General features: G+C 42.0%; 6 protein-coding genes. 1 reads left to right on the plus strand and 5 read right to left on the minus strand.

All coding sequences use genetic code 11. The features are described 5' to 3' along the window. Positions 1 to 207: 207 nt before the first annotated feature. On the minus strand, positions 208 to 3,873 hold the full coding sequence (gene bchH, locus EWV68_RS05070; RefSeq protein WP_287169031.1) for a magnesium chelatase subunit H: 3,666 nt from the start codon (positions 3,871 to 3,873) through the stop codon (positions 208 to 210). A gap of 75 nt (positions 3,874 to 3,948) precedes the next feature. Then, positions 3,949 to 5,679, minus strand: a complete 1,731-nt coding sequence (locus tag EWV68_RS05075; RefSeq protein WP_287169034.1) for a diflavin flavoprotein — start codon at positions 5,677 to 5,679, stop codon at positions 3,949 to 3,951. Between the two features lie 365 nt (positions 5,680 to 6,044). Between EWV68_RS05075 and EWV68_RS05080 the strand changes: the two genes are divergently transcribed. Then, on the plus strand, positions 6,045 to 6,338 hold the full coding sequence (locus tag EWV68_RS05080) for a hypothetical protein (protein WP_061431498.1): 294 nt from the start codon (positions 6,045 to 6,047) through the stop codon (positions 6,336 to 6,338). 208 nt (positions 6,339 to 6,546) lie between these two features. Here the strand turns inward: EWV68_RS05080 and hypF are convergent, their stop codons facing one another. Genes hypF through EWV68_RS05095 form a run of 3 tightly spaced genes read right to left on the minus strand, consistent with a single transcriptional unit; the run spans position 6,547 to position 10,040 of the window. After that, complete coding sequence (gene hypF / locus EWV68_RS05085; protein WP_287169036.1) at positions 6,547 to 8,811, minus strand: carbamoyltransferase HypF; 2,265 nt, start codon at positions 8,809 to 8,811, stop codon at positions 6,547 to 6,549. 49 nt (positions 8,812 to 8,860) lie between these two features. Continuing rightward, complete coding sequence (locus EWV68_RS05090) at positions 8,861 to 9,535, minus strand: hypothetical protein (protein ID WP_012268290.1); 675 nt, start codon at positions 9,533 to 9,535, stop codon at positions 8,861 to 8,863. 52 nt (positions 9,536 to 9,587) lie between these two features. Continuing rightward, positions 9,588 to 10,040, minus strand: a complete 453-nt coding sequence (locus EWV68_RS05095) for a coiled-coil domain-containing protein (RefSeq protein ID WP_287169038.1) — start codon at positions 10,038 to 10,040, stop codon at positions 9,588 to 9,590. Positions 10,041 to 10,762 lie beyond the last annotated feature (722 nt).

The following is a 10,762-nucleotide window of genomic DNA, read 5'->3' on the forward strand; positions in this document are numbered from 1 at the left end:
GCTGCGTGTAAGCATCCCACCGAAAAACTAATGCGCGGGGGGTTTGGGGGCGGCGCCACGCCCCCAACGGGGGGTTTGGGGGGTAGAACCCCCCAAAGGCTTGGATTGAGTGGTAAAATCGGAAGTAATGACCGATTTTAGCCGAGAGTGTCCCCGTAAAAATCCCAACTTGGTAGATTGACAAAAATGAGATGCAGCCTAAAAAACCTAAGTAACCCCTTCTAACTTTTCATCGGTCAATTGATATAATTCCTGTAATTTCTCTAATTTGTCGGGGTCTGCTTGCCAAAAACCGCGACCCTGTGCTTCTAACATTCTACCGACAATATTACGGAAAGCTTCGGGATTAGCTTGACGCAATTTTTCCGCCATTTCTGCATCAAAAGCGTAGGTATCGGCTGCCTGATCATACACCCAATCGTCACTAAAATTAGCCGTACCGCCCCAACCAATTAAAGCGGTCATTCTTTGGGAGATTTCGTAGGCCCCACCGGAACCTTGATTAACCATGGCATTGGCCCATTTAGGATTGAGTAATTTACTGCGGTATTCTAAGCGCAAAACCTCCTCTAATTTGCGGGGAGTTGTATCATTGGAAAAACTCTCGACAAAACTTGTCATCACCCGTTTACCGCTTTGTTTTTCTGCGGCTAATTTTAATCCTCCTGTATTGCCGTAGTATTCCTGAATATCGGTTAAACCGTATTCTACCGAGTCAATTTCTTGGATAATACTTTCACTGGTTTTTAATAACTGTTGTAGCACTTCTGGCCGCGCTTGTCCCTTATCTTGACGACCATAACTAAAAACATTACGCTTTTCCCAAGTTTTCGCTAATTCGTTGTCATTGTCCCAATTTCCCTCCACTACTTGGTCATTAACTAAAGAGCCAAAATCCCCGGCAGGATTGGAAAATAAACGAGCGCTCGCATTGTCAATTCCTTGACTTTTTAAGGCTAAATAGTGCTTACGGATATAATTATCATTTTCCGATTCTTCTATCTCGGCTGCCCGCTGCATTAAATCATCCAATAACTCGATAATATTGATAAAAGTATCCCGAAAAATTCCCGATAAATTAGCCAGAATATCGATGCGCGGGTGTCCAATTTCCCCGAGAGGTTTTAATTCATACCTGACAATTCTTCCTGTCCCCTCTTTCACTGGTTCCGCACCGACTAATTCTAAGAGAATACCCAGGGATTCACCCTTAGTTTTAATCACATCCAATCCCCAGAGTAAAACCGCTACAGTTTCGGGATATTTTCCTTTTTCGGTTAAGTTTTGTTCTAGCAGTTTTTTGGCGATTTCTCGTCCGCGGGTGTAGGCTGCTGGGGAAGGCATCCGGTAGGGGTCTAAAGCGTGTATATTGCGTCCTGTGGGCAAAACTCCCGCACCATCTCGGAGTAAATCACCCCCCGGCGCCGGGGGTACATATTCCCCATTTAATCCCCGCAAAAGATTAGTTAATTCTTCGCTATTTTGTCCTAATAAATTTTTAATAGTAATGCCTTCTTTAACCTTTTCATTGGTTGCTTCGTCAGCGATAATTTGCTGAAATTCTCGCTCAGATAAATCGGTGAAATAAGCGTCAAGATAACCTTTTAATTCTTCCTGATTGGGAGCAGTTCCTAGGGTGTGTAAACCCGAAGAAAATAGTCTTTGTTCGACGATTTGTAGGTAATTATACACCTTGACAAAATAATCGGTTAGTGCATAGCGGCTAAATAATTTGGCATTTTCTAAAGTGAATTCTATTCCCTGTTTTTCTGCTTCCAGAAAAGGACAATCTTTAGAGATACCTGTATCAATAATCTTTTGGAGAATACTATCTCTTAAAGCGTAATTTTTCTCAGGATTTTCTCGAAACTCTGCAATCAAATCTCGCAAAATCATCAATTCTTTATATAATCCCGCTCGTCCGTAGGGAGGTACATTATGGGAAATTAACACCCCATAGCCGCGACGTTTAGCTAGGATAGATTCCGAGGGATTATTAGCGGCATAAATATATAAATTCGGTAAATCTCCTAATAAAATATCTGACCAAGAATAACCAGTATTTCCTAGGGGTGAACCGGGCAGCCATTCGACAGTTCCGTGCATACCAAAATGAATGATCGCATCGGTCTTAAAATCTTTTTGTAACCACTGATAAAAGGCTGCATACTGAGGGTGAGGAGTTAAATCTTTTTCAAACATTAACCGCATCGGATCCCCAGCAATTCCTAAAGGTGGTTGCACTCCAATCCAGATATTACCTAACTCAATTCCCCCTAAATGATACTGGTCGCCAATAGTTTTTATCCCCGCATCTTTCAGAGATTTCCAGTGTTTTTCAATGCGAGAAGTTAACAGATAACCTAGCCAATTTTCTAAAGTTTCTATCGATAAACGATTTTGTTTAGAGAGATTTTCATCATCGGCAAATTTAACTTTTTGAATAATTTCTTCCCCGTCTTCGGGAATCGTTCCCACATTATAACCCTGCGCTTGTAAAGCTTGTAAAAACTTAACTAAACTCCGGGGAACATTTAATAAAGCTGCCGTACCAACTGCCCCATAACCAGGCGGAAATCCATAGAGAATGATGGCTATTTTGCGTTCTTGGGGAGGGGTTTTATGTAACTTAATCCAACTGTTTAAACGTCCAGTTAAACGCTGTAATCTTTCGGGGATTAAATAGATAGTTTCTCCCACTAATCCCCCCAGAGGAATCGTATCAATTGCTCCATCTAATTCAGGTAAAGCGTATAGAACCACACTCTGTAAACCACCGATTCCCTGTCTTGTCCAAGAATAAATATCTTGAATCAATAAAGGGGCAGCGATAAGATAAGGAATATTTTTAGCGGACAGAATTCGTTTAGCCACTTCTACCTGTCTTCCTGCTTCCATAGAACCCGCAGGACCCCCCACCAAAGGAAAGCCAATCGTCGAAACAATGGCATCTACTGTCACCGCATCTTCACTTAAAGAAGGAGTTTCAATGATTCCTTTTTTTCTTTGCTGAATTTCGTAGTCTGTGGTTAACCAATCCCGAACAATTGTATGGCCTTCCACTCCGTTAATAAACACGGGTAGGGGAATTAAATTAGCCGTTTCAAAATGACGGATTAATTGATTAATATAGGGCAATTTACTGATAACGTGCTTCCGATAAAGCAGCAGAGCAACCACTGGTTTATCAAGAGATTTATTTTTTTTATACCAAGCTAAATATTCTTGGGGAGTGAGAAAATAACCCTGATAATCGGGGTGTAATAGTCCCTTATTAGGAGTTTCAATAACTTCGGGTATTTCCTGTACTTTTAATCCTAGATATTTTTGGGCAATTACCCAACACATAGCGGCCACATTTTCGGTTCCTCCCGCATTCCAATAACCGTAAATAATTAACCAATTACGCAAATCTTGAACTTTTTTAGCGGGAATAAATTTCAGTAGTTTAGGACCAGTTTTGAGGAAACTAAGATAACCAGCTAACTTATCTTCTTCCTTGCCACTGGAAAATTTACTCAAGATAAATTGAATTGGTTTTGGCATTCCTTTTGGTTTGTCCCCGATGGCAAATTCTCCCAAACGGGTTAAACTCATTAACTCTAAAGCAGACTCAAAAACTAAGCGAATCGGAATCTGTGCCGCTCGTTGCCGTAGCCAAGTAACTTGATCGTAATCGAAGATCAAACTAGCAAAAAAAACGTCGGCAGTGGCTAAAGCTTGCTCGACTATTTCCGGTTCGCTAGTCAAGGATTTATCGCTAAATACTTTTACTTCTAAATCGGGACATTTAAAACTAGCCAACAGGCCCGATTGCCGATACAAATTCCTGTTAAAGGTTTCAAAGCCAACAATTAAAACAATGCTTTTCATAAGAATATATTTTTAGACCAATCAGGGTGCGTTATCCTGCCTGAAAACACCCCCTGAAATGATCATAACGACAAATTAATAATAACTGCCGGATTTGCGATGATGGATAGCGGTTAAACCCTGGTGTAAAACCTTGCCTTTTTCTGCGATCGCATAAAGCAGCCAATGATCACCGCACTCCATTCGTTGTTCTACCCGACATTCCAGATAAGCGAGCGCTTCGGCCAGAATCGGCCCACCGTTCTCAGCTTTAGTGGTTTCGATATTAGCAAAACGATCTTCTCCTGGAGTAAAAGGTTTAAGAAAATGCTTCATTAAAGCCAAATGTTGACCTTCTTGGAGGATATTAAGGACAAAAGGCGTACCGCTATAAAGCAGAGACTCGATCGCTCGTTCTTTCGCCACGGCAATAGTCAATCCGGGGGGGGTGAACGTCGCTTGCGACACCCAAGAGGCTAACATGGCGCCGCGCAATTCTCCCAATTCGCAGGTGACGATACAGAGAGAACCCACCAAACGGCCCAGCGCCTGCGATCGCCGATCGCTTTGGGATTGGTTAACATTAGTTTTCGGTTGTCTGCTTTTGCGAGCTTTTTTGACTGCTTGAGCGAAATCGGTTCCCGCTTCCTCACAGGTCTTTAAAATTGCCTCTGTAGGCTTAAATTTAACTCGAATTGGCTCAAAACCGAAGCGATAACCGCCATCCCGGAATTTACCTTCCAAAAGATCGATCGCTTCGCCACTCCAACCGTAGGAGCCAAAAACCCCCACCAGCTTGCTTTTATCGCCATTTGCCAGGGTAATCCCCAAGGCGGTTTGGATGGGAGTCGGTGCGTGTCCTCCCAAAGTGGGGGAACCAAAGATAAAACCGACACTTTTTTCGATCGCCGTTTTGATCTCGTCCGGTTCAGCGAACTCGGCATTAATCGCCGTGACTGCTACTGCCGCTTTCGTGATCCCCATGGCGATCGCTTGAGCGAGGGTGGCGGTGTTGCCGTAGGCACTAGCATAAATCAGGGCGATTGTCAACTCTTGGGACTTTTGTACTGCTAACCATTGTTGATAGGAAAGGGTCAATTCGTGCATCGCGTAACGCACCAGAGGACCGTGACCAACAGCATAAAATAAGGGCGATTTAGCGGCTAATTTCTCCAAAGCGTTGCTAATTTGGCTGGCATAGGGAGCCATGAGACAATCGAAATAATAACGCCGATCTTCGTTATAAACGCTCCAACCCTCATCAAAAATTTGGTCGCCACAAACGTGCGCCCCGAATAATTTATCGGTGTAGAGAATATCAGTTTTACTGTCGTAGGTACAGAGTTGATCGGGAAATCGGGGGTTAGGAGTGGGGATAAATTCTAATTGATGGTTGGCTCCTAAATTTAATATTTCTTCCCCCTTGACAACCAACAGATTTAATGCTTCGGTTTCGAGAATTTTTTTCAGGGAAATTGCCCCTGGATTAGAACAAACAAAAGTGACTTGAGGAGCGATTTCTAAAAGTGCCTTGAGGGTGACGGCACGATTGGGGTTAACGTGACCGAGGATAATATAATCAATCGTTTTCGGATCGATTCTTTTAGTTAAAGCCTCTAAAAATATAGCCGAGAATGATTCCCCCGGGGGATCAAAAAGAGCGACCTTTTCACTTTTAATCAGATAACTATTGGCGGTGGTTCCCTTTTGTAATCCGTATTCGATCTCGAATTTTAACCGGTCCCAAGTGCGGGAACGAAAGACAAAAGTATCGGCGGCTATCGGTGCTACTTGTACATCTCTCGGTTTGACAATTGCATTATTCATAATTTTAGTTACCAGTTATCAGTTAAGTAGTCAAGTAGTTAAGCGGCAACTTGAGGCTGTCATCATTTTTTACTTGGCAAGTTTGGCATCAAAGTCAACACTTGATTTTTGACTAAATACAGCCTTTTATCCCTAGGGACGAGTGGGGAAATTTATAGGTTATCTTGCCAGCCGGAAGGACATCAATATCTACAGTACACTATCTCTGGGAAGAAACCTAGCTTCTAGCAATTTGCTCGCGGGTAACGATACTCCTCTGGGGGGATTTGCCAGTCTATTGAGAAATTCTAAAGGGAACGTGATCCCCAGAAGCGAGGTGCTAGTCTGAGGAAAACCCTGCTCTCTCCCTATCAGGCAAAGTTTTTATGAGCTATCAGCACTCGTCTTTTGACTGCACTAGCGCCAATTTTGAGAAAGCCGCTTTGACTCATTTTCGCGCTCTTGTGGCTTTTTTACCAGATAATTGCCGTGTTTACCGACAAACCTGGGAATTCTCTACGGTTCTCTGTCTCGATTTTCTAGCCTGTTTGCAGGGACTAGCAATCACCCGTCAAAATTTCGCCCATCTAGTTAATGTGACACAAGAACTCGGTTTAGGTCAAGCAATTATTTTGAAAGTAGGCAATAAAATCGTTGAGTGGCATCGTTTAACAGTCTAGAAAAAAATCGGCTCTCTCTGTTCTTTGTGTCTCTGTGGTTTATAACTACCTCTTGCCTGTCCTAACCAAGAAGTTAATTTTGTCCTAAGTAGGGAGGCACAATTATTTGTAGGATGGGTTAGCGGTAGCGTAACCCATGCGGGCGTTGGGTTTCATACTTCAACCCAACCTACGTTCATCTTATATTTAATTCCACCCACCTACTTATCTAGAACTGTTTGAGTTGAGAAAAAGCTCCGATAATTTGACCAAGGCTAATACCACCATCATTAGTGGGAACAGTTTGCTGCCAGTAGGGTTGAAATCCTGAAGCTTGTAGGCGATTAATTGTTCTTTCCGTCAGATAACGATTTTGAAAACAGCCTCCCGTCAGGAGAATTTTTTCTCTACCTATTCTCTGAGCAATTTCTACAATAATCTCACTTAAACTATTATGAAATTTAGCGGCAATTATGCCGATTTGTACTTGTTTTTCTAAATCCTCAACAACTCCTAAAATTAGCTGATTCCAATCAATAACTATGGGTGAGTCAGCTGATAAAGAAAAATTATAATATTCCTCCGTTTTAATGCCCTCAAGGGCAAATTCTAACTGCATTGCTGCCTGTCCCTCAAAACTTAATTGATAACATAAACCTAGAATCGCGGCCACACCATCAAACAAACGCCCGACACTAGAAGTTAAAGGACAATTAATTTTTTTTGTTAACATTTGCCTAAAAATCGACCATTCCTGTTCACTAAAAGCTGATTTTATCCTATCAGTATTTTCCATAACTTCTAGTAATCCTAAAGCCACTCGTCTGGGTTCTTTAACCGCTTTTTCTCCTCCGGGTAATGGCCAGGGTTTAAAATGGGCGACTCGCTGCCAAGAATCGGCAGCAATATGGATAAATTCTCCCCCCCAAATTGTGCCATCTAAACCGTATCCTGTTCCATCCCAAGCAACCCCTAAAACCGGAGGTTGTAGCTGATGTTCTGCCATGCAGGATAAAACGTGAGCGTAATGGTGTTGAATGGGAATAACGGGTAAATTTAAGCTATAAGCGTACTTGGTTGCTAGATATTCAGGATGAGCATCACAGGCAATAACTTCGGGTGCAAACTCGTATAATTTTTTTAAACTATCGAGAATATTTTCAAAATGATTGACGGCATTAACTGTATCTAAATCGCCTATATGTTGACTAATAAAAACTTGATTTTTTTGGTAGATAGCCACGGTATTTTTAAAATAACTTCCCACGGCCAGAATCGGGGGAAAATCTCCCTCATTAACTTTAACTGGAAAGGGAGCATATCCCCGCGCACGGCGCAAAATCATCGCTTTTCCCGCCATTTCCCTGATAATAGAGTCATCCACTGGTCGAAGGATGGGACGATTATGAACTAGAAATAAATCGGCGATTGTTCCTAATTTTTCTAAAGCTTCTTTTTCCTCAATACAGATAGGTTCATCGGCTAGATTACCACTGGTTGCTACAATAGGAAAGCCTAATTCTGCTAATAAAAGATGGTGTAGGGGAGTATAGGGTAACATGACTCCTAGATAGGGATTACCCGGAGAAACGGCAGCAGAAAGATAATTTTTTCGCTGTTTAATCAGGACAATTGCCGCTGCAGGAGACTGCAATAATTGCGATTCTAAAGAAGATACATAACCGTGGTTTTTCACTAACTCAAGATTAGGATACATCACGGCAAAAGGCTTATCCGGTCGCTGTTTACGTTGTCGCAATTTTTGCACTGCTTCCGTATTTCTTGCATCGACAACCAGGTGAAATCCTCCTAATCCTTTGATCGCCATAATTTTTCCCTGTTCAATTGCTCTAGCAGTAGCAATTAAAGCTTGATCTTTTTCCGCTAATACACATCCTTGACTATCTAAAAGACTAATTTGGGGTCCGCAACGAGGACAGGCATTCGGTTGGGCATGAAAACGGCGATCTAGAGGGTTTTCGTATTCCCTTTGACATTCGGGACACTGATTAAAACCCCTCATAGTTGTGGCACTGCGATCATAGGGCAAACTCTCGATAATACTGTAGCGAGGACCGCAGTTAGTGCAGTTAGTAAAAGGATAGCGATAACGACGATTATTCGGGTCAAAAATATCGGCTAAACAATCGGGACAAGTGGCTAAATCGGGCAGAACAATTGTATTTTTTTCACCGCCGCTGCTAGGACGTATGCTAAAGTTTTGATAACCGACGGGATTTAACCATTGAGTCTCAATATTTTCAATTAGCGATCGAGGTGGTTTTTCTAAAGATAATCGAGTCAAAAAAGTTTCCAGTTTGTCTCGATTGCCCTCGACTTCAATAAAAACTCCCGCTGCTGTGTTATTCACCCAACCGGCTAAGTTTAATTCCGTTGCTAATCGATAAACAAAAGGACGAAAACCGACCCCTTGTACTGCCCCGCGCACAATTAAAGCTAATCGCTGCTCGGATTGAATGCTCTGATTATTCATAAAAATTTAACGGGGAAATCATCAAATTCATCCCTGATTACTTTTCCCGTTATACTAAACTTTCACTAATCACCCGACAGCATTCTTCCACACTGGCCCTTTTTTCCATAGCTATCACTAAAGCTTGATAGGCAGTCTGTTGTTTTTCTAAAAGAGTTTTTGCCTGTAATAAACTCCAGCGCTCTTTTTGGGCATAATTATTCTCGGAAACCCCCGCTAATTTTAAGGCCGATTGCAGATAAAATCGATCACTTTCTCCCCCTGCCGCTTTACCATAAACTAAGGTTTCGGCAGCAATTCCCGCCATCCACACCGTAGAAATTCGCTCTAAAAAAGCAGGAAAATCGGTAAAGTTCTTGACTTTTTGCTCTAAATCTGCTAGGTCAAATTGAACACCGCCGACTCCCTCCTGGCCTTGACGAAAGGCTTCCCAGGCGGTCAAACTATAACTGGCGATCGGAATGCCCAAAATATAAGCGGTGAGAAAATGTCCGGCTTCGTGGTAGATAACTCTTTGACGGTGTTTACTAGGAGAAAGAGCATCCAGTAGTAAAGTCACGCCCCGGTTATTAAAGGTGAGAGTATCAACGGTAACTAATCCCAAGAGGCTGAAAGTAGCTAAAGCAGGGACAAAAGGCGAAATAGACAGCAAAGGGGTGACAAATACGGAAAGAGTGATCGAAAAAACGGTAATCGCGATCAGATTTAAAGCTGTCTGTTCCATAAAAATTAATAAAAATATACAAATGCTTAATACTATGTTACATTGCCTAGTTTTATTTTCCCCGAATCAACCAACCAATTACCCCACCCACAAAAGCAGTCACAATCGATATACCGATCTGTTTCCAGTTTTTTACCTCCCCAATTTTTTCGGCTAAATCGGGAATTTTTCCCACGGATGCCTCGATGAGTTGCACTCTTTCATTTAAACCGGTGATTTTTGCGTCTAAAGTCCTGATTTCTCCCTTAATTTCCGTCTGTCCTATCTCTAAGACCTGAATTTCTCTTTTGATCTCTCCGACACTATTCTCGATCGCTTTTTGTCCATTCTCCAGAGAGGTTAAACGAGTTTCGATCGCTTTTTGTCCATTCTCCAGAGAGGTTAAACGAGTTTCGATCGCTTTTTGTCCACTCTCCAAAGAGGTTAAACGAGTTTCGATCGCTTTTTGTCCATTGATAATCAGATTTTCTAACCTTTTTAGGTCATTTTCCGTAAAAGCCGTCATCAGCTAAACTCCTAATAGATTAATTTTTTCTCGTCTTGAGATTGAGTCGATCGTTGACTAATTTAATTATGGAGTCAAAATCAAGCTGTTACCCATTGATAGTTCTAGGTTCGACGCAGCAATAGGGATTTAGGGTGATAGGGAAATTTCCCCCACTTCCCCAATTCCCCACCTCTCCTTTACCATAAATAAACATTATTGTTTTCCACTATAGATAACTTTTATTGATGAACATCGATCGCACTATGGAAGGGGCAATAGGGATTTAGGGTGATAGGCAAATTTCCGCTAAATCCCTCACCTCCCCACTTCCCCACTTCCCCACTTCCCCTTTACCATAAATAAACATTATTGTTTTCCTGTATGGATAACTTTTATTGATGAATATCGATCGCACTATCCAAGAGGCAATAGGGATTTAGGGTGATAGGCAAATTTCCGCTAAATCCCCCACTTCCCCACTTACCCACTTCCCCACTTACCCACTTCCCCACTTCCCCACTTACCCATCTCTCCTTTCCCATAAATAAACATTATTGTTTTACTGTATGGATAACTTTTATTGATGAATATTGATCGCACTATCCAAGAGGCAATAGGGATTTAGCCCACATTCCGCACCCTAAAGTGTCACATTGAAAATTTTATCTAAATCGTCAAAACGATTGCCGGCTCTGAATTACAGGCTAATTTGTTTGCCCAGCAGATGCACAATTAGCCCT

This window comes from Microcystis sp. M_QC_C_20170808_M9Col, assembly GCF_007095495.1.
Lineage (GTDB): Bacteria > Cyanobacteriota > Cyanobacteriia > Cyanobacteriales > Microcystaceae > Microcystis > Microcystis aeruginosa.